General features: G+C 41.5%; 18 protein-coding genes. All 18 read right to left on the reverse strand.

The annotated features are described in order from the left end of the window. Nucleotides 1-3: 3 nt before the first annotated feature. Nucleotides 4-1,050 (reverse strand): aspartate-semialdehyde dehydrogenase, encoded by a 1,047-nt coding sequence (asd, locus tag AAEO50_RS03180; protein ID WP_341980338.1) that lies wholly within the window; start codon nucleotides 1,048-1,050, stop codon nucleotides 4-6. Between the two features lie 184 nt (nucleotides 1,051-1,234). Continuing rightward, nucleotides 1,235-1,828, reverse strand: a complete 594-nt coding sequence (locus AAEO50_RS03185; protein WP_341980342.1) for a dipicolinate synthase subunit B — start codon at nucleotides 1,826-1,828, stop codon at nucleotides 1,235-1,237. Next, a complete protein-coding gene (dpaA, locus tag AAEO50_RS03190) occupies nucleotides 1,825-2,727 on the reverse strand; it encodes a dipicolinic acid synthetase subunit A (protein WP_341980524.1) in 903 nt (300 codons plus the stop codon). The genes AAEO50_RS03185 and dpaA overlap by 4 nt, the downstream gene beginning before the upstream one ends. A 175-nt stretch (nucleotides 2,728-2,902) precedes the next feature. Continuing rightward, nucleotides 2,903-3,136 (reverse strand): YlmC/YmxH family sporulation protein, encoded by a 234-nt coding sequence (locus tag AAEO50_RS03195; protein WP_341980344.1) that lies wholly within the window; start codon nucleotides 3,134-3,136, stop codon nucleotides 2,903-2,905. A 122-nt stretch (nucleotides 3,137-3,258) separates the two neighbouring features. Next, the gene (locus tag AAEO50_RS03200; RefSeq protein WP_341980346.1) at nucleotides 3,259-4,500 is read right to left on the reverse strand and encodes a pitrilysin family protein; all 1,242 of its coding nucleotides are present in this window, start codon (nucleotides 4,498-4,500) and stop codon (nucleotides 3,259-3,261) included. A 64-nt stretch (nucleotides 4,501-4,564) separates the two neighbouring features. Further along, nucleotides 4,565-5,563 carry a polysaccharide deacetylase family protein gene (locus AAEO50_RS03205; protein WP_425383142.1) on the reverse strand — a complete coding sequence of 333 codons (999 nt, stop codon included), beginning with the start codon at nucleotides 5,561-5,563 and terminating at the stop codon, nucleotides 4,565-4,567. A gap of 129 nt (nucleotides 5,564-5,692) precedes the next feature. After that, nucleotides 5,693-7,813, reverse strand: a complete 2,121-nt coding sequence (pnp, locus tag AAEO50_RS03210; RefSeq protein WP_341980348.1) for a polyribonucleotide nucleotidyltransferase — start codon at nucleotides 7,811-7,813, stop codon at nucleotides 5,693-5,695. Between the two features lie 345 nt (nucleotides 7,814-8,158). Continuing rightward, nucleotides 8,159-8,428 (reverse strand): 30S ribosomal protein S15, encoded by a 270-nt coding sequence (rpsO, locus tag AAEO50_RS03215; protein ID WP_034760125.1) that lies wholly within the window; start codon nucleotides 8,426-8,428, stop codon nucleotides 8,159-8,161. Between the two features lie 135 nt (nucleotides 8,429-8,563). Then, nucleotides 8,564-9,508 carry a bifunctional riboflavin kinase/FAD synthetase gene (gene ribF, locus AAEO50_RS03220; protein WP_341980361.1) on the reverse strand — a complete coding sequence of 315 codons (945 nt, stop codon included), beginning with the start codon at nucleotides 9,506-9,508 and terminating at the stop codon, nucleotides 8,564-8,566. 18 nt (nucleotides 9,509-9,526) lie between these two features. Beyond that, nucleotides 9,527-10,435, reverse strand: a complete 909-nt coding sequence (gene truB / locus AAEO50_RS03225) for a tRNA pseudouridine(55) synthase TruB (RefSeq protein ID WP_341980363.1) — start codon at nucleotides 10,433-10,435, stop codon at nucleotides 9,527-9,529. Nucleotides 10,436-10,522: 87 nt separating this feature from the next. Continuing rightward, a complete protein-coding gene (gene rbfA, locus AAEO50_RS03230; RefSeq protein ID WP_341980365.1) occupies nucleotides 10,523-10,894 on the reverse strand; it encodes a 30S ribosome-binding factor RbfA in 372 nt (123 codons plus the stop codon). Nucleotides 10,895-10,954: 60 nt separating this feature from the next. Next, nucleotides 10,955-11,233, reverse strand: coding sequence for a DUF503 domain-containing protein (locus AAEO50_RS03235; protein WP_341980366.1), 279 nt, complete (start codon nucleotides 11,231-11,233; stop codon nucleotides 10,955-10,957). Next, the gene (gene infB, locus AAEO50_RS03240; protein ID WP_341980368.1) at nucleotides 11,230-13,416 is read right to left on the reverse strand and encodes a translation initiation factor IF-2; all 2,187 of its coding nucleotides are present in this window, start codon (nucleotides 13,414-13,416) and stop codon (nucleotides 11,230-11,232) included. Before infB ends, AAEO50_RS03235 begins: the two co-directional genes overlap by 4 nt. Nucleotides 13,417-13,436: 20 nt before the next feature. Then, the gene (locus AAEO50_RS03245; RefSeq protein ID WP_341980370.1) at nucleotides 13,437-13,739 is read right to left on the reverse strand and encodes a YlxQ family RNA-binding protein; all 303 of its coding nucleotides are present in this window, start codon (nucleotides 13,737-13,739) and stop codon (nucleotides 13,437-13,439) included. A gap of 10 nt (nucleotides 13,740-13,749) precedes the next feature. After that, nucleotides 13,750-14,019 (reverse strand): RNase P modulator RnpM, encoded by a 270-nt coding sequence (rnpM, locus tag AAEO50_RS03250; protein ID WP_341980373.1) that lies wholly within the window; start codon nucleotides 14,017-14,019, stop codon nucleotides 13,750-13,752. A 12-nt stretch (nucleotides 14,020-14,031) separates the two neighbouring features. Next, nucleotides 14,032-15,165 carry a transcription termination factor NusA gene (gene nusA / locus AAEO50_RS03255; RefSeq protein WP_341980375.1) on the reverse strand — a complete coding sequence of 378 codons (1,134 nt, stop codon included), beginning with the start codon at nucleotides 15,163-15,165 and terminating at the stop codon, nucleotides 14,032-14,034. 39 nt (nucleotides 15,166-15,204) lie between these two features. Further along, nucleotides 15,205-15,672: a ribosome maturation factor RimP gene (rimP, locus tag AAEO50_RS03260; protein WP_341980377.1), complete on the reverse strand. Its 468-nt coding sequence runs from the start codon at nucleotides 15,670-15,672 to the stop codon at nucleotides 15,205-15,207. Between the two features lie 183 nt (nucleotides 15,673-15,855). Continuing rightward, complete coding sequence (locus tag AAEO50_RS03265; protein ID WP_341980379.1) at nucleotides 15,856-20,175, reverse strand: PolC-type DNA polymerase III; 4,320 nt, start codon at nucleotides 20,173-20,175, stop codon at nucleotides 15,856-15,858. Between the last annotated feature and the right edge of the window lie 215 nt (nucleotides 20,176-20,390).

Raw genomic sequence — 20,390 nt, forward strand, 5'->3', positions numbered from 1 at the left:
TATTTACTTCACTAATCCCAGTTTAACTAAACTTTCAGCAATCTGTACGGAATTCCACGCTGCACCTTTCAACAAGTTGTCAGAGACAATCCACATATGGAATCCATTATCTTCATCTAAATCCTTACGCACCCTCCCGACAAATACATCAGGCTTTCCTACTGCGTACGCGGGCATAGGGTACACTTGTTCTTCAGGGATATCCTCAAGCGTTACGCCTGGTGCATCTTTCAGTACGGACTGAAGCTCTTTTACTGAGACTGATTCCTTTTCTATTTCAATATATACACTTTCAGAGTGACCTGTTACAACTGGCAATCTCACACATGTAGCGGAGACCTTGAGAGAAGGCATGTGCATGATCTTCTTCGTTTCATTAATCATTTTCATTTCTTCGAAAGTAAATCCATTGTCTTGGAACATGTCAATTTGAGGAATGGCATTAAAAGCAATCTGATAGTGCTTTTTATCCCCCTTCACGGGCAATACTGCAGGCTCGATGGGTTCTTCATTTAATATTGCCTGTGATTGTTCATGCATTTCGTCAATTGCAGCAGCACCCGCGCCGGAAACTGCCTGATAAGTGGATACGATCACTTTCGATAAACCATATTCTTTTCTGACTGGTTCAAGCGCAGCTACCATCTGAATTGTGGAGCAGTTTGGGTTGGCGATGATTCCATTATGAAGTTTTATATCCTCTTCATTCACTTCCGGTACGACAAGTGGTACATTGGGATCCATACGATAAGCACTCGTATTATCCACCACGATCGCACCTCGCTTAACAGCTTCGGGAGCAAGAAGTTTTGATACACTTCCACCAGCACTAAATAACGCAATGTCCACACCATTAAAGCTTTCAGGTTTAGCTTCTTCAACTGTATATTCTTTTCCTCTATAAGTAACGGTCGAACCGGCTGAACGTGCTGATGACAATAACGTCAGTTTCTTTATTGGAAAATCCCTTTTATCTAATGTATGAAGCATCTGTTGTCCTACAGCACCTGTAGCCCCGACAACCGCTACATGAAAACCACTTGTATTCAAAACTCTTCTCTCCTTCCAACCATTTATGTTTTTTCATAGTAGTTTCAAACAATTTAGTCTTTTACTATAATAAAGGTTATTTTAACATAAACAATTATTTGACAATAGTGGTTTTTTAAAATGAATTTATTTATCTGCATGAAAAGAAGGCCATCCAACCAGCAGATGATAGCCTTCTAATCATTTAATCCAAGTACTTTTCTATAATGACCGGCTGCAGTTGTTTTCCTTCTATAGCTGCTTCGATTGTTTCTTGTATAAGAGTCATCCTTGCAACCATTGACTTTGGTTTACTTTCAGGAGCATCCTGCCCGAATGGGATAAAGTAAATATCTTTCGTCGAAATCAATCTCATTAGATTGATGCCATTTAAACCTAATGCATCATTTGTAGAAATCCCCAATACGACTGGCCGATGATTACGAAGGGTCGCTTTTGCAGCCATCAGCACCGGGGAGTCGGTCATGGCATTTGCAAATTTACTCATCGAGTTTCCTGTTAAAGGTGCAATCACCATGCAATCCAACGGTATTTTAGGCCCTAAAGGTTCTGCTTTCACTATTGAATCAATCACCTTATGACCTGTTACATTCTCAATTCGCTTGATCCAGTCTTCCCCTTTACCGAACCTTGTTTCTGTATTCATTACCGTAGAAGTTACAATGGGCATGACCTCCGCACCGTTATTCACCAGTCTTTCTATTTCGGGGAATACCGCATCGTAGGTACAATGTGAGCCTGTTAATCCAAAACCTATTCGTTTTCCTTTAATACTCATGATAAGCTCTCCTTTCCAGAATCAAGATCTCCCTCAAGAAGCTGTGCCAATACATTGGCTAATATTTGACCGGCTGTTTTTGGTGCTACAATGCCAGGAAGCCCTGGTGCCAATAACGCTTTTATCCCTCTTTTTTCCGCATAACGGAAGTCAGTTCCTCCGGGTTTTGACGCCAAATCAATGATCAGCGTATGAGGGGGCATCTTAGCAATCACATTGGCTTTTATAATGGAAGTAGGAATTGTATTAATGCAAATATCACAGCTTTCCACCTCTTTAGGTAAATGGTCAAGATGGAACGCTTCCAGACCCATTTCCGTGATTCTGGCAAGATGCTCGCTTTTCCGTGCTCCTACCTTCACCTTCGCTCCTAAATTACTGAATGTCCTGGCTACACTCATGCCTACTCGCCCCAAGCCTAAAACGACAATAGAAGAGCCATGTATTGTAAAATCCGTATGTTGAATAGCCATCATAATTGTTCCTTCAACCGTTGGAATTGAATTATAGATGGCGACATCATCTCTCTCAAATAACTGAACCAGTTTCCGGTTAGTTGAATTGACTACATTATCCAAGTATTTATTGCTTATTCCTGAATAGATCGTACAGTGCTGCGGCGTTTGCGATACGATATCTTCAGTCAGACATATTTTTTCATTTGAAAAGATCGTATCGATTTCTCCTTGTAGATTCGTGCCGGGTACAGGTAAGATGATGGCGTCCATAATGGAGAAGTCTATTTCACCTAACTTTTCCTTCGAAGCCCCTGTAAAGGCATGATCCAGCTGTTCAAAACCAACCAGAGAAATCTTCGCATCCAGCTCAGTAAGCTTGCGTATGATCTCCAGTTGACGAGCATCTCCGCCTAGAACTGCGATCTGCATTCCGGTCAACATCACTGCTTTCACCTTCTTTTTACATAATCGCTATTCTAAATCCCTTTTCACTTCAACAGTGTATGTTATCGGTACATAATGGGTGAAAAGAAAAGCGGAGGGGCTTTGCTCAGAGGCGGGTGGCATAAAAAAAGAACGGGGATTATCCCCGTTCCGAAGGTAATTCTATATTCAATCAATCATTTGAAACTTCCAATATGATCATATCCGTACCAATTGTCCTGATTTGATTCCATGGTACCCTGATTTCTCCAGCTTGTTTCCTCATCCATTTACCTGTTGGTATCACCAGGGCATGAATCTGGCCTGATTTGTCATTAAACTCTAAATCGGTGTGTCCCAAAACGCCTAGACTTTCAGCTTTCCGATAATCCACTATTTCTTTTCCGCTTAACTCACTTAATCTCACTGAAATCAGTCCTCCCATTATGCTCTGTAGTACAATGTATACATTGTCCAGAACATTTAGAAGGATTTTCTTTTCCCAAATACAATAAAAAGCAGGCTTTCGCCTGCTTTTAGTCAATGAAATCATTGTTTAATGTTATTGGGCAAATTACCATCAGGGCTGATCAACGAGACAGCGTAGTCATCTGTGAAAATGTCCTTCGCAAGTTGATTCACCTTATCCATGGTCACCCCATCAATTTCCTCTACAATCTCATCCAGTGTCCGATGTCGTTTTAATAACAATTCATTCTTCCCGTTCCTGCTCATGCGGCTGCTCGTACTTTCCAAGCTTAACATCAGGTTTCCTTTCAGTTGCTCTTTACTGTTGGTCAACTCCTTGGAAGTGATGCCTTCTGCTTTTAAGTCCTCAAGAGTATGGTGAACCGTATCAAATAATTGATCCAATTGGTTCGCACCAGTTCCTCCATAAATGGTCACCATCCCGCTGTCTTGATAAGCGGAGTGATAAGAAAATACAGAGTATGCCAACCCTCTTTGCTCTCTGACTTCCTGGAATAAACGGGATGACATGCTGCCACCGACGATATTATTTAATACAATCAGGTTATAAATATCACTGTGGCCAATTTGAAGCCCGTCGAAGCCGAGACATAGATGAGCTTGTTCTGTATCTTTCTTACGGGCAAGTTTATTGTATCGGAATGAAGGCTGATTCCTCTCTTCAGGTCCTTTTCCTCCATGGTAAGAGCCGAATAGTTTTTCAACTTCCTTGATGAAAGTTTCGTCCACATTTCCCGCCACCGAAACAACGACTTGATCGGGAGTATACATGTCATGCATGTATTGCTTTAATTTTTCTTTATTAAACGTACGTAAAGTGTCTTCAGTACCCAGAATAGGATAACCAAGCGAGTGCTCTTCATAAATAGCCTTACTTAGCAGATCATGTACGATGTCATCGGGGGTATCTTCATACATCTTTATCTCTTCGTAAACCACATTCTTTTCTTTGTCCATTTCTTCTTCATCAAATGCGGAATTGAAAAACATATCAGACAACGTATGCAGAGCATATTCTGCATGATTATCAAGTACTTTGGCATAGTAGCAAGTATATTCTTTAGAGGTAAAAGCGTTCACCTGGCCCCCGATACTATCAAAGGACTCTGCGATTTCCCTGGCAGATTTGGTTTTTGTCCCTTTAAAGAACATGTGCTCAAGAAAATGTGAGATCCCATTGTTATCCTGTTCTTCATTTCGGGAACCGGCAGCTATCCAAACACCGATTGCTACTGATCGGACAGTAGGAATTTCTTCTAATACGATTCTTAGTCCATTTTGGCAAGTATGTTTCTTTATCAAAAAGTCTTCCTCCTATTCATGGTGCAGCAAATTATAAGTTTGTATTAACTTTTCCCCATTTAGATTAATTATCAACCTCTTCAAGGATTCTTTCTTCTTTAAATAAACTCGAAATGGTACCTAATCTCAGTTCTTTGTCTTTTATTTGAACAATTAAACTATTTAACGAGTTTGCGGTTGAAGCGGTAGGATGCATAAGGATGATCGCACCTTTATGAAGCTTGGACATTACACGATTAATGAGTACATCTGGCTGAGGCTTTTGCCAATCAATTGTATCAACACTCCACATAATGGTGCTCATATCCAGATTGTGAGCAATCTTCACTACTTCATCCCTGTAACTGCCGCTTGGCGGTGCAAACCATTTTACTTTTTCTCCAGTAGTCACTTCAATGATTTCATTCGTTTTATTCAACTCATCGATTACTTTGGACGTTTCGAGTGTTTCCATATTTGGATGCGAATAGGAATGATTTCCTATCTCATGACCTGCATCCACAATCATCTTCGCTAACTCCGGATTATTCTTTACCCACCTGCCCTCTAGAAAAAAGGTAGCATAAACATGATGCTTTTTCAAAGTAGCAAGCATATCGGGAATGTGTTCATTACCCCACGCTACATTTATTATAAAGGATACCATGGGCTTATCGGGATTCCCCCTGTATATAGGGGAAGGAGGTAAATCCGACAAATGCTTTTCAGGAGGGATTTGTTTATAAACAAGCTTATCTTCAGAAAAAACGCGGTTCTTCTTCATATTTTGCAACGATTTATCAATATCTATTTTTATTCCGTTATACCCTGGAGTTGCCTTCCACACAGGATCAATCATTGCATTTTGGGCAGGAAAAGAATTGTTTTTAGCTGCTTCCTTTACTTTTAGTGTCAGTTCTTCATTACTAATACTACCACTGACTGCTACTGATTTAATACCGCCACTGACGACTGCTGACTCCTGTTTTAAGCTCAGAATATATTGATCTGTTAAAGGATTTTCCACAGCTAATAGTGTCAGAATAGCAATTACACAAATTCCTATCAAGTATTTTTTAACCACCAGTGCTCACCTTCCTTCCATATAAAACATATGTGTTTAATGGACAAGGTAGAACGCGGTTTAAACTCAAAAAAAGGCTGCCTGCGAGGAGAATGAGCTCCATACAGGCCAGCCTGTGAATCTTCAGCGTTATGCTTGATTTTGTTCTTCTTTTTCGCGCTGTTCTTTAAGCACGGCTTTTCTGGATAGATTCACTCTTCCTTGATTATCTACATCAAGAACTTTGACTAAGATTTCATCGCCGATCGCAACAACATCCTCGACTTTTCTGATGCGCTCTTCTGCTATCTCGGAAATATGAACCAGTCCGTCTTTTCCTGCAAAAATTTCTACGAATGCACCGAATTTTTCGATTCGCTTCACTTTACCAAGATACATTTGACCAGCTTCCACTTCTCTAACGATATCTTCAATTGTTTTCTTAGCTACCTTATTCATTTCTTCATCAGTTGAAGAGATGAATATGGTTCCATCTTGTTCGATATCAATCTTAACTCCTGTTTCATCAATGATCTTATTGATTTGCTTACCGCTTGGTCCAATAACATCACGGATTTTGTCAGGATTGATATGCATGGTAAGAATCTTTGGAGCATACTGAGAAAGGGAAGATCTTGATTCACTCAACGTTGCAAGCATACTGTCCAGGATTTGCATTCTGCCGATTTTCGCCTGCTGAAGCGCTTCTTCAAGAATCTCTCTTGATAAACCATCAATCTTGATATCCATTTGAAGCGCAGTAACACCTTTAGAAGTACCGGCTACTTTAAAGTCCATATCCCCTAAGAAGTCTTCCATACCTTGAATATCAGTAAGAATAGAGTAATGTTCACCGGATTTCACTAGCCCCATCGCAATACCTGCCACAGGAGCCTTTATAGGAACACCTGCATCCATCATCGCCATAGTACTCGCACAAATGCTGGCTTGTGAAGTCGAACCATTGGATTCAAGAACTTCTGAAACCAGTCTGATTGTATAAGGGAAATCCTTTTCATTTGGGATGATCGGCTCAAGAGCACGCTCTCCCAACGCACCATGCCCGATTTCACGACGTCCTGGTCCCCTGATCGGTCCTGTTTCCCCTACACTGAATTGAGGGAAATTATAGTGATGCATGAAACGCTTGGATTCTTCGATTCCTAAGCCATCCAGGATTTGAACGTCTCCTAAAGCGCCTAACGTACATATGCTCAGTGCCTGAGTTTGTCCACGTGTGAATAGTCCGGATCCGTGTGTTCTTGGCAGAATGCCGACTTCAGACGATAGGGGACGGATTTCATCCACTTTACGTCCATCAGGGCGGACTTTTTCTTCCGTGATCAGACGGCGAACTTCATTTTTAACAAACTTGTCCAGGATTTTTTTCACTTGTTTTAAAGTATCTTCATCTGCTTCTTTTTCTTCAAAAGCTGCGATCACGTTATTTTTAACTGCTGAAATCGCTTCTTCACGGGCGTGCTTCTCCTGAACTTGAATCGCAGGGATTAATTCTTGTTCACAAAGTGAACGCACTTCAGTTTCTAATTCCTGATCAAGTTCGAAGAGTTTTATTTCTGATTTTTCTTTACCTACTTTTGCTACGATTTCTTCTTGGAATGCAACTAACCGTTTAATTTCTTCATGACCGAACATGATTGCTTCAAGCATTGTTTCTTCAGGTACTTCATCTGCACCTGCTTCAACCATATTAATAGCATCTTTCGTTCCTGCCACTGACAGATGGATTTCACTTTTTTCAAGCTGCTCAATTGACGGATTAATGATGAACTCACCGTCAATCAGTCCGACGATCACACCGGCAATCGGACCTTCGAATGGAATATCAGATACCGATAGAGCCAGTGAAGAACCAAACATAGCAGCCATTTCTGACGAACAGTTCTGATCTACACTCATCACCATACTGATGACCTGAACTTCATTACGGAAGCCGTCTGCAAATAATGGACGGATCGGGCGGTCGATTAATCGACTGGCCAGGATTGCTTTTTCACTCGGACGACCTTCACGCTTGATGAATCCTCCAGGGATTTTACCAACCGCATATAATCTTTCTTCATAGTTGACTGTTAAAGGAAAGAAATCCAACGGTTTTGGTTCTTTAGACGCGGTTGCACTGCTTAATACTGCTGTATCTCCGTAGCGCACCAATACTGCGCCATTGGCTTGTTTAGCCAATTGGCCGACTTCCACCGTTAATTCTCTTCCAGCCCAATCAATGGAAAAGGTTTGTTTAGTTTGTTCCATAAAGTGTACCCCTCTCTTTATACATCACTTAAAGGGTGTCGGTTTTACCTTACCCGTTATAAATAAATTCAGTAATCTATATCATGCACTTAAGTGCCGTTATATTCAAATAAGTATGGATAATAAAGTCTCCGTTAAACCGGGCAGCTAAAGTGCCCCATTATATATTAGTAAGTAGTCCAGCGTTCCTTATTATGTATTGTAGACAAAAACATGCCGTAAGAATACCACCACAATGAGTTCTTCAGGTGAAAAACCTCAAAAAATCATGGGGGTTCATACAAAGATTTCCACTTATAAAAACTAAAGAAAAAGCGGGAAATATTCCCGCTTCCTTGTTTCTGATTATCGACGTAAACCTAATTTGTTAATTAACTCACGGTAGCGTTGTACATCTTTCTTACGCAGGTAAGATAAAAGATTACGACGGTGACCTACCATTTTAAGAAGACCGCGACGAGAGTGGTGATCTTTCTTATGAACGCGTAAGTGATCGTTCAGATTGTTAATTTCTTCTGTTAGGACAGCAATTTGAACTTCTGGAGATCCAGTATCGTTCTCATGTACTTTGTATTCACTGATAAGTTCGTTTTTACGTTCTTTAGTGATAGCCATCCTTTTCACCTCCTATTAATTTCTTTCAAATCCCCTGTTACCCAGCATACGTTGGTGAATCGTGATGCCAAGAAAAGGTTCATTTCATACGATATTTAGAATACTACTTTTTTCTACAAAAATCAAGTGATAACCTCAAATTCCCGAAAAGAAACCAACGGCGGTATCTTTATCCTTATGAATTTGGGAGATCAGCTCTTCGATTCCTGAAAATTTCTGTTCATCCCTTATTCTTTTATACCATTCGATATTTACCTCTTCCCCATATATGGAGGAATCGAAATCAAACAAATGCACTTCGATCGATAAAGAATATTCATCAGGATTTTTAAATGTGGGTTTGAAACCGACATTACACACCCCATTATACCATTGTTCGTGAATTCTCATACGTACGGCATACACCCCGTTCTTTGGGGTCAGATAAGTATGGGCCATTTCTATATTCGCAGTCGGGAAACCGATTTTCCTGCCGCGTTTATCACCATGAATAACGGTACCTTTCATACTGTAGGGTCTCCCCAGGAGCCTCGCAACCCTTGCTACGTTTCCTTCTTTCAGACTTTCACGGACTAAGGTAGAACTGACTTTGTCTTCTTCTTCCGTAAGCTTTGGTATGGTTGTGAAAGTAAATCTCTCCCTTGAGTGGAAAGGGAGTGTTTCCATCGTCCCCTTGCCCATTCTGCCATAAGAGTAATCAAATCCCGCGACTACATGCACGACGTTTAAATCGATGATGTATTGATCGACAAATTCCTGCGGTAAAAGACTGGCGAACTCTGAAGTGAATCGCACTACAAATAAATAATCCACACCTAAGTCCCTCATGATATCCTTTTTATCTTCAAGCGGGGTAATGTGGCTTATGTGTTTGTGCTTATGACCCAGGACAACTGAAGGATGGGGGTCGAACGTCATCACAGCACTATGTACATTTTGTTCCTTGGCTGTTTCCACAGCCGTTCTGATCACCCGCTGGTGCCCTTTATGCACGCCGTCAAAATAACCAAGCGCCAAGACCATTGGAGGAAATTCATCTTTATTGAACGAATGAGGATGATGTACAGTTATTAATTTCACAGTATTTCACCTTTTTCACTAGTCGTTGAATAGTACTTTTACAGGCTTAATGACCTCAGGTTTATCCGGATGACTCTGATAAATAGCGATGGCGCGGCCGTTATGCTCCATTACCACTTCTGAATCTTCCGGCCAGTCCTCAGGTTCTTGTAAGCGCGCACCATTCTTCACTTTCTCTGCTAATGTATCACTAATTGCCATTTTCGGCAAATGAGAAAGTCCCGATTCCAAAGGCCATAGAAGGTCTGCTGCTCTTTCACTTTGTACGTATTCGTCCACTTGCTCAAAAGTAAAACAATCAGCTTGTGTAAAACTTGCAGATTTTGTTCGAGTAAGGGCTGACATATGGGCGGGATAGCCTAGCTGCTCTCCGATTTCTACAGCAAGCGTTCTTACATAAGTACCTTTACTGCATGACACCTTAAAGCTAAACTGAGGATACTTCCCGTCCAATTCAGCCCATTCATTCAAAAGCTCCAGCTCATGAATATGGACCTTTCTCGATGGCCTCTCAACTTCAATCCCTTTGCGGGCATATTCATAGAGTCTTTTACCATTCACTTTGACCGCAGAGTACATCGGTGGCGTCTGTGTGATTTCACCAGTCAAATTGTGTAAAACCTGCTGTACTCTGGCTCTGTCAATCGGTTTCTCAACTGGCTTTGTTTCAACCACTTCTCCCCAGGCATCCTCTGTTGTAGTGCTTGAGCCGAGTGTTACTTCTCCTTCGTACGTTTTTCCTGCAGAAGTAATATATTCAGCTATTTTCGTTGCCCTGCCGATACATATAGGAAGAACACCTGAAACTTCTGGGTCGAGAGTACCTGTATGCCCAACTTTCTTCGTCCGCAGCAATTTCCTTAATTTAAATACACAATCATGTGAAGTCATGCCCCTTGGTTTCCACAAAGGTAATATTCCGTTCATTTCCGAACCTCCATCCGTTAAACAAAAAATCAAAACAAAAGACTGATCCTTACGAAAATAATTCCCGCTTGGATCAGTCCTTTCATCTTACTCGTCTTTATCCTGTGAATCTTCTTCCGGCTCATCTTGAACTTTACGAAGTAAAGTTTCAATATGATTGCCGTATTCAATCGATTCATCAAACTCAAAGATTATTTCCGGTGTTTTACGAAGGCGGACCCGTTGGCCTACTTCAGAACGGATAAATCCTTTCGCTTTCGCCAGACCCTTTAATGTATTTTCTCTTTGGTCTTCTCCACCAAGAACAGTAATGTATACTTTCGCTTGTTGAAGATCCCCGGAAACCTGTACATCCGTAACTGTTACAAATCCAATACGCGGGTCTTTAATTTTTCGTCCGATAATATCGCTGAGCTCTTTCTTCATTTGCTCGCCAACTCGATTCGCTCGATGGCTCATCAATATCACCCCATATTTCTGTCATTAATGTGTGCATTGAATCGTGAGTGTGATCCTATTTTAAATCAATTCCCTGATTGTTTCGGTCCTTTCCCATTCAGGGAAAGAATCAATAAATTTTAATGCATTTTCTATTTCTCTTTCGCTCGATGCCTTGGAAGAAGCGACGGTGACAATGGCAATTCTTGTCCTCTGCCATACATCCTGATGATCGATTTCAGAAACAGCTACATTATATTTCTGCTTTAACCGGCTAAGGACCCTTTGTAAAACAGCTCTTTTCTCTTTTAAAGAGTGAGAATCATGAATCATGCACTCACATTCAACGTAAGTGATCATTTACGAGTGATTTCCTCCATGATATAGGCTTCGATTACATCGCCTTCCTTAACATCATTGAAGTTCTTAATCGTAATACCACATTCATAGCCTTTCGCAACTTCTTTAGCATCATCCTTGAAACGTTTTAGAGCATCAAGCTCACCTTCAAAGATCACTACGCCGTCGCGGATCAGACGTACGCCTGAATCACGAGAAATTTTACCTTCTGTTACATAGCTTCCCGCAATCGTTCCAACTTTAGACACTTTAAATGTTTGGCGAACTTCTGCCTGACCGATAATTTTCTCTTCAAATTCCGGATCGAGCATTCCCTTCATCGCAGCTTCAATCTCTTCCATCACTTTATAAATAATGCGATGCAAGCGGATTTCAACGCCTTCAGCGTCGGCAGCACGTTTCGCATTTACATCTGGACGTACATTGAATCCAATCACAATCGCATTTGAAGCAGATGCCAGTGTGATGTCAGACTCATTGATTGCACCGACTCCAGTGTGGATGATGTTAATTTTTACCCCTTCAACTTCAATCTTTAACAGTGAAGCAGCCAAGGCTTCTACAGAGCCTTGAACATCCGCTTTAAGGACAAGGTTTAAATCCTTCATTTCGCCTTGTTTCATTTGTTCAAATAAAGTTTCAAGACTTACTTTGGATTTTTCACCGCGTTGTGCTTGAAGTGCTTCAGATGCTCTTGATTCACCCACGGAACGTGCCGTTTTCTCGTCTTCAAACACGACAAAACGATCACCGGCTTGAGGTACATCATTCAGTCCTGTAATTTCTACAGGAGCAGATGGACCCACTTCTTTCACACGGCGTCCAAGATCATTGACCATTGCACGAACACGTCCGAACGTATTTCCAACTACAATCGGATCACCGACTTTTAATGTACCATTTTGCACTAATAAAGTAGCTACAGAGCCACGTCCCTTATCCAGCTGAGCCTCGATGACTGTACCAAGTGCAAGTCGATCTGGGTTTGCTTTCAGCTCTTCTACTTCACTTACAAGTACAATCATCTCAAGAAGGTTATCAATACCTTCCCCTGATAAAGCAGATAGTGGAACAAAGATTGTGTCTCCGCCCCAAGCTTCAGGAACAAGTTCATATTCTGTCAGTTCCTGCATTACTCGGTCTGGATTAGCCGCTTCCTTGTCCATTTTATTTACAGCAATGATGATTGGCACTTCAGCAGCCTTTGCGTGGTTGATCGCTTCTACTGTCTGAGGCATGACACCATCATCTGCAGCGACCACTATGATTGCAATATCCGTTACTTGAGCACCGCGTGCACGCATAGTAGTGAAGGCCGCATGTCCAGGAGTATCAAGGAACGTAATTTTCTTTCCATCCACTTCTACTTGATAAGCACCGATATGCTGTGTGATACCGCCTGCTTCACCTGCAGTTACTTTCGTGTTTCTGATAGAATCAAGAAGCGTTGTTTTACCATGGTCGACGTGACCCATGATCGTTACAACAGAAGGTCGTTCTTTTAATTGACCTTCAGCATCTTCAGTGAAGTACACGCTAAGATCTGTCGCATCAACCTTGATCTCTTCTTCTACCTCTACACCGTATTCACCGGCAATCAGTTCAATTGAATCTTTATCAAGTTCCTGGTTGATTGTTGCCATGACACCCAGCATAAATAACTTCTTAATGATTTCAGAAGGCTCTTTATGAAGTTTTTTGGCAAGTTCAGCTACCGTCAAAGACTCAGAGAAAGTAATCTTTGATGGAAGCTCCTTTTTCTTGGCAGGCTGTTGCTGCTGGGGTGCCTGCTTAAAGTTTTTGTTTGGTTTGTTGTTTCTGTTATTTTTATTGTTGTTGTTATTGTTATTATTGAAAACTTTTTTCTCCTTTGATTGGGACTGCTGGTCGTGTTTTTTCCCCTCGCGGTTCTTCGGTGCTGTTTTCACCTTAGCCTTATTAGGGGAATTCCCGTCCTTGGCAGTGTTAGTTTTTTGATTGGTATTACCTTGAGCTGAATTATTACCTTGCTCTTTAGAGTTAGAATTACTTGAAAACATTGAGTCTAACTTCTTCACTGTGTCGTCTTCTATTGTTGCCATATGGTTTGATACCTCAATATTCAATTGCTTTAACTTCGAAATAACATCTTTGCTTGAAACATTATATTTTTTTGCATATTCATAAACACGCATCTTGCTCATATGTTCACCCCCATTGAGATTCAATCGAGCATTTCAGATAATTTATCGGCAAATCCTGTATCGGATAAGGCTACAACCACTCTCGCTTCTTTTCCAATCGCATGGCCAAGCGCATACCTGTCTTCCACAAAACGGACCGGTACATTAAATGTCTTGCATTTGTCTGTAACCTTCTTGTGCGTATTTGTGGAAGCATCCTTTGAAAGCAGCACCAGCTTTGCCCTTCCGCTTCGAACTTCCTTAATGACCAATTCTTCACCAGAAATAATCTTTCGTGCTCGATTTGCCAACCCTAAAAGTGACATCCAACGATCTTGTTTCATACGCTAAACGTTACTCCTTCTCTACAAGACTGATCAATTCATCATAAAGAGAATCGTCTATCTTTGCTTGTAATTGATTGGCTAAAGTATTTTTCTTTTTCGCTTGTAAAATGACATCTTTATCCTTCGAAAGATAAGCACCGCGTCCTGACTTCTTGCCTGTGGGATCAATCGACACTTCTCCTTCTTTTGAACGGACAATCCGTATCATTTCTTTCTTTGGTTTCATTTCTCCAGTTGCTACACACTTGCGCAATGGAATCTTTTTGCTGCCACCCATGCTTGTCACCTCTTAATCTTGATCATCGAAATCAATATTTAAAGGTTCATTATCATACTCTTCTTCTTCGTCTTGAGGAAGGAATGCTTCTTCACGAGGATATAGACCAAGTTCACGTGCATCGGTTTCACTCTTGATATCAATCTTCCAGTTTGTCAATTTAGCTGCGAGTCGTGCATTCTGACCGCGTTTACCTATCGCAAGCGAAAGCTGATAATCAGGTACAACCACTCTGGTTGCTTTATCTTCTTCATTTACTTGAACATCTAACACTTTTGATGGGCTTAACGCATTTGCGACAAATGTAACCGGATCTTCGGACCATTGTACGATATCGATTTTCTCGCCTTTTAATTCATTGACGATCGCTTGTACACGTGCTCCTTTCGTTCCTACACATGCCCCCACCGGATCAATCTCGGAGTTTTCAGCATGAACCGAAATCTTTGAACGGTCGCCAGCTTCACGAGCTACCGATTTGATTTCTACCGTCCCATCAAAAATTTCAGGGACTTCAATTTCAAATAAGCGTTTTAATAAACCTGGATGAGTACGGGAAACAAAGATTTGAGGACCTTTTGTCGTTTTCTCGACCTTTGTGATGAATACTTTGATTCGATCATGCGGTTTATACGTTTCATTAGGCATTTGTTCACTCACTGGAAGGAGCGCTTCAATCTTGCCCAAAGCAACATAAATGAAGCGGTTGTCCTGGCGCTGTACAATACCTGTCATTATATCTTCTTCACGATCGACAAATTCCGAATAAATGATTCCGCGTTCCGCTTCTCTTACACGTTGTGTAACAACCTGTTTTGCTGTTTGAGCAGCAATGCGCCCGAAGTCTTTAGGTGTAACCTCTAATTCTACAACATCGCCGACTTCATAGCTTGGATTGATTTCGCCTGCATCCTCGACTGAAATTTCAAGACGGGAGTCAAAGACCTCATCAACAACTTCCTTACGGGCGAAAACCCGCATAGTCCCTGTTTCAAGGTTAAGGTCTACACGGACATTCTGTGCTTGATTAAAGTTTCTCTTATAAGCCGAGACCAAAGCTGCTTCAATTGCTTCAATAATAACATCTCTCGCGATGCCCTTTTCTTTCTCTAAAACAGTTAGAGCATCTAATAACTGAGTGCTCATGGTGGTGTCATCCCCCTTTATAATACGGTTGTATCCCTATTAAAATGTAACAGCTAACCTTGCGATTGCAATCTTTTCAGTAGGAATTTCAACCTTCTTTTTTCTTGTTTTGATGGTTACTTCCAACGCTAATTGTTCTGAAGAATAGGAAAGCAAAGTACCTTCAAAAGCCTTTTCACCATTAATCGGTTCATACGTCTTCACGTATACATTCTTTCCGATTGATTTCTGAAAGTCCTTTTCATTTTTCAAAGGGCGTTCAGCACCTGGTGAAGAGACTTCCAAGAAATAATTGTGAGGAATCGGATCGAGTTCATCCAGTTTCTCACTTAAACGCTCGCTGACTATTCCGCATTCTTCTATGTCCACACCTGAATCTTTGTCGATGAAAACGCGGAGGAACCAATTTGACCCTTCCTTCACGTACTCCATGTCAATAAGTTCTAATGACATATCTTCTAAAATCGGTGTGACAAGTTCTTCTACTAGTGTAATAATTTTGCTCATACTTACCTCCTGGTCTATATGAAAATCTTGCACCAAGACTAGAAATAATCGTTAAAAATCTCCATGTAATAACGAAAGAGTGGGGTGCGACCCCACTCTTCTGCTTTAGAGCTATCTTTAGTATTTCCAATAAAAATATACCATAATCCACATTTTTATGCAAACAATTCCCATGACAGAGGGCTAGAAGAGAGATAATTGGTTTTTATCAGGCAAGCTTTCAAGACATCCGTGATTGTCCAGATACTCAATGATGGTTTTGGATACACGCCCTCTTTGCTGAAGATCCTCTTTTGATAGGAACTCTCCGTCTCCGCGTGACTTGACGATATTTATAGCCGCGTTTGTACCCAGTCCCGGGATTGAATTGAACGGCGGGATTAAAGAATCACCGTCAATGATAAACTCCGAAGCATGGGAACGGTAAAGGTCTACTTTTTGAAATTTGTAGCCCCGCTCACACATCTCGAGTGCCAGTTCCAGCACAGTAAGTGTGTTCTTTTCTTTTGGCGATGCATCCAGCCCCTTACTGTTTATCTCCTCGATCTTAGCTCGGACAGCCTGAGATCCTCTCACCATCGCTTCAATATCAAAGTCTTCCGCCCTGACTGTAAAATAAGCAGCGTAATAAAGGAGAGCATGATGAACCTTGAAATAAGCGATTCTCACAGCCATAAGTACATATGCAGCAGCGTGGGCTTTAGGGAACATGTACTTAATCTTTAGACAGGAGTCGATATACCAATCAGGTACTCCGTTTTTCTTCATCTCTTCTACCCATTCGTCCTGAAGACCTTTCCCCTTACGCACAAATTCCATGATTTTAAACGCCAGAGATGGTTCTAGGCCCTGATAGATAAGATAAACCATGATATCATCCCGACAGCCGATTACTTCACTCAGGTTACATATACTGTTGTGAATCAATTCCTGTGCATTGCCCAGCCACACGTCAGTCCCATGTGAAAGTCCGGAAATTTGGACAAGCTCCGAGAATGTAGTAGGCTTCGTATCTTCAAGCATCTGACGGACAAAACGAGTACCGAATTCTGGAATACCCAGCGTCCCTGTTTTACACATTATTTGTTCTTCGGTAACGCCCAATGATTCTGTTCCGCTGAAAATCTTCATCACTTCTGGATCATCAGTCGGAATCGTTTTTGGATCGATCCCCGATAAATCCTGCAGCATGCGGATAACAGTCGGATCATCATGGCCGAGGATATCCAACTTTAACAAATTGTCATGAATCGAATGGAAGTCAAAGTGTGTCGTTCTCCATTCTGAGTTTTTGTCATCTGCAGGAAATTGGATAGGGGAGAAATCAAAGATATCCATATAATCCGGAACAACGATGATTCCCCCTGGATGCTGCCCGGTTGTACGTTTGACCCCTGTACATCCGCTGACCAGCCTGTCGATTTCCGCTCCCCTGATCTGGAGTGCATGATCATTTGCGTATCCCTTTACATAGCCGTAGGCTGTTTTTTCTGCAACCGTACCAATCGTTCCTGCACGGTATACATTGTCTTCGCCGAACAGCACTTTCGTGTAATTATGTGCCTTAGGCTGGTATTCCCCTGAAAAGTTCAAATCGATATCCGGAACCTTATCCCCTTTAAATCCAAGGAAGGTTTCGAATGGAATATCATGTCCATCTTTTTTATACGCGAGTCCGCAATCAGGACAGTCTTTATTCGGGAGATCAAAGCCAGAACCGACAGATCCATCATCAAAGAACTCCGATTTCTTACATGCCGGACATACATAATGCGGCGGAAGTGGATTCACTTCGGTTATTTCTGTCATTGTCGCAACGAAGGATGAGCCGACAGAGCCCCGTGAACCTACCAGATAACCATCATCAAGGGATTTTTTTACGAGTTTATGTGAGATCAGATAGATTACGGCAAAACCGTGCCCTATGATACTCTTAAGTTCCTTTTCCAATCTTGCCTCAACAATCTCAGGCAGGTTCTCTCCGTAAATACTTTTGGCCATTGCATAACTCATTCGGCGCATTTCTTCATCTGCACCTTCGATTTTAGGGGTATATAAATCATCTTTGATCGGTTTGATCACTTCGACCATATCTGCAATTTTATTGGAATTCTCCACGACAATTTCTTTCGCTTTATCCTTCCCTAAGAAGGAAAAGCAATCAAGCATTTCATTGGTGGTCCTGAAATGTACATCAGGGAGCGTATGACGGTTTAAAGGATTTGCACCGCCTTGTGAACCTACAAGGATCTGCCTGTAGATTTTGTCCGTTTCGTTCAAATAGTGGACATTTCCAGTAGCTACCACCGGCTTGTTGATTTTGTCCCCCAGTTCAACAATATTTTTGATGATGTCTTCTAGGTTCTTCTGGCTTTGTACTAGATCAAGCTCGATCAAGTGCTGATAGACCTCTTTAGGATGAACCTCTAAATAATCATAAAAATGAGCAGTCTCTTCCACTTCGGCTTTCCCTTTTTGCATCATCCCTTCAAAGACTTCGCCTTTATCACAGCCTGATCCCACCAAAATACCGCTTCGATACTTCTGCAGCTGGGAACGGGGTATTCTCGGGACCCTGTAGAAGTAATGCATATGTGAAATGGATACCAATTTATATAAATTCTTAAGACCTTCCTCGTTTTGAGCAATCAATGTACAGTGATAAGGTCTTGAACGTTTATAAGCATCCCCTTTTCCCATATAATCATTTAATTGATTATGATTGGTTATACCTTTTTCGAACGCATCTTTCAGCATCTTAAGCAGAAGATATCCGGTAGCTTCTGCATCGTAGATCGCCCGGTGATGCTGGGTTAATTCCACATCGAATTTCTTTGCCAGCGTGTTCAACCGATGATTTTTAAACTGCGGATATAATAATCTCGCAAGTTCTAATGTATCGATTACTGGATTAGCAGCTTTAGGAAGACCTGCCTTTTGATTTCCCGCATTCAGGAATCCCATGTCAAAGGAGGCATTGTGAGCGACTAATATGTCATCCCCCACCCATTTGTGGTAATCGTGAAGAACATCATTTATTTCAGGAGCATTCTGAACCATATCATCCGTAATGCCGGTTAGATCGATTGTAGTGGCAGACAACGGATGGTGCGGATTTGCAAAAGATTCAAAACGGTCAATGACTTCTCCATCTTTTATCTTTACGGCTGCAAGCTCGATGATGGTATCATAAACTGCCGATAGCCCTGTGGTTTCTACATCGAAGACCACATAAACAGCATCTTCCAACGGCCGGTCGGTTTCGTTGTAACCGATAGGCACGCCATCATCTACCAGATTGGCTTCGAGTCCATATAAAACCTTTATATCATTCTTCTTACTGGCGTTATAGGCTTCAGGGAAAGATTGAGCGACTGCATGATCCGTAATCGCTATTGCTTTATGTCCCCATTTCTTAGCCTGGGCGACAATACTTGCGACCGAACTTACTGCATCCATTTGACTCATGGGGGAATGCATATGGAGTTCCACTCTTTTCTCTTCGGCAGGTGCCGTGTCAAGTCGAAGGACAGGCTTAATTTCATTTACATCATTGGCAATCATGACTAGATCCCTGACAAAGGTATCGTTCTGAATACTCCCCCGGCAGCGGACCCACATTCCTTTTTTCATGTTATTCATAATAGCAGCATCTTCTTTATCTCTAGAGAACATCTTGACGAGGATCGAGCTGGTATAATCTGTCACTTTAAAGGTTAGTAGAGTTCTGCCGCTTCTCAGTTCCCGCGTCTCACAATCGAATACATAGCCTTCAATTGCAATACGTCTCTCTTCATCGTAAATCTCTTCAATCTTTCTGAAATCAGCATCGTCTTTAATGGTAAGGCCAAGCATGAATGGTCCGCTTGGAGCATCAGATGCTTCCTCTTTTTCCGCCTTTTCCATTTCGATGAGAGCCTGTTTTGCCCTTTCTTGATCTTCTTTCAACTTTTCTTCCAGGAATTTCTCGTAATCATTATTTTGTTCTTCAATTTGGGCTACTACTGCATCGAAAACCAATTTAGGGAAACCAAAATTTTCAAATGCAGAAGAAATGATTTCCCCATATTTACGCTTTAATTGTGTCGCTTCGGTATCGTTCGAAGCTTTAACAATAATTTTGTTCCCTATCACTTCAGGCTTTTGGTTATTCAGAAGTTTTAACAGGGGAGGAGAAATCCCCTGAATTTCTTTCACACATTCACTCCAATAATCGAGTATCGAATGTTCAGTAACATTCATATTAAGAACTTTAAGACTGAAGCTTACATTGGCTATATGCTTGAAGGATGTTTGAAGGGCCAAGGAAAAACGGCTCCAAACGCTGCAAGGGATCATTTCTTCTAACGTAAAATAGAAGTGCCATTTTTTCTCACTCCGATAGACGGAGAGTTTTTCAATTTCTGCATTGTTAAAATACTTAACAAACGCATCTTCCGTCAGTCCTAATTGCTTCAATAACAGTTGAAATCTCTCTTTTTTGCCGAGGGGCTTTTCTTCCATTCGTCTCTTCCCCCATTTCTATTTATTTTTTCTATTAAAATCCGCTGTTGATTTCCGTGCAAGACTTCGCTTTCCGCGGGTAGCCCGTGAGCCTCCTCGGTCGTTACTCCCTGCGGGGTCTCACATTAGCTACTCTCCCCGCAGGAGTCTTCGTCTTGCACTCCAATCAACAGCTGGAACCGGTTAAACATAATTTAAGTTAGAAAAGTATATCT

The sequence above is a fragment of the Rossellomorea oryzaecorticis genome (genome assembly GCF_038405515.1).
Lineage (GTDB): Bacteria > Bacillota > Bacilli > Bacillales > Bacillaceae_B > Rossellomorea > Rossellomorea oryzaecorticis_A.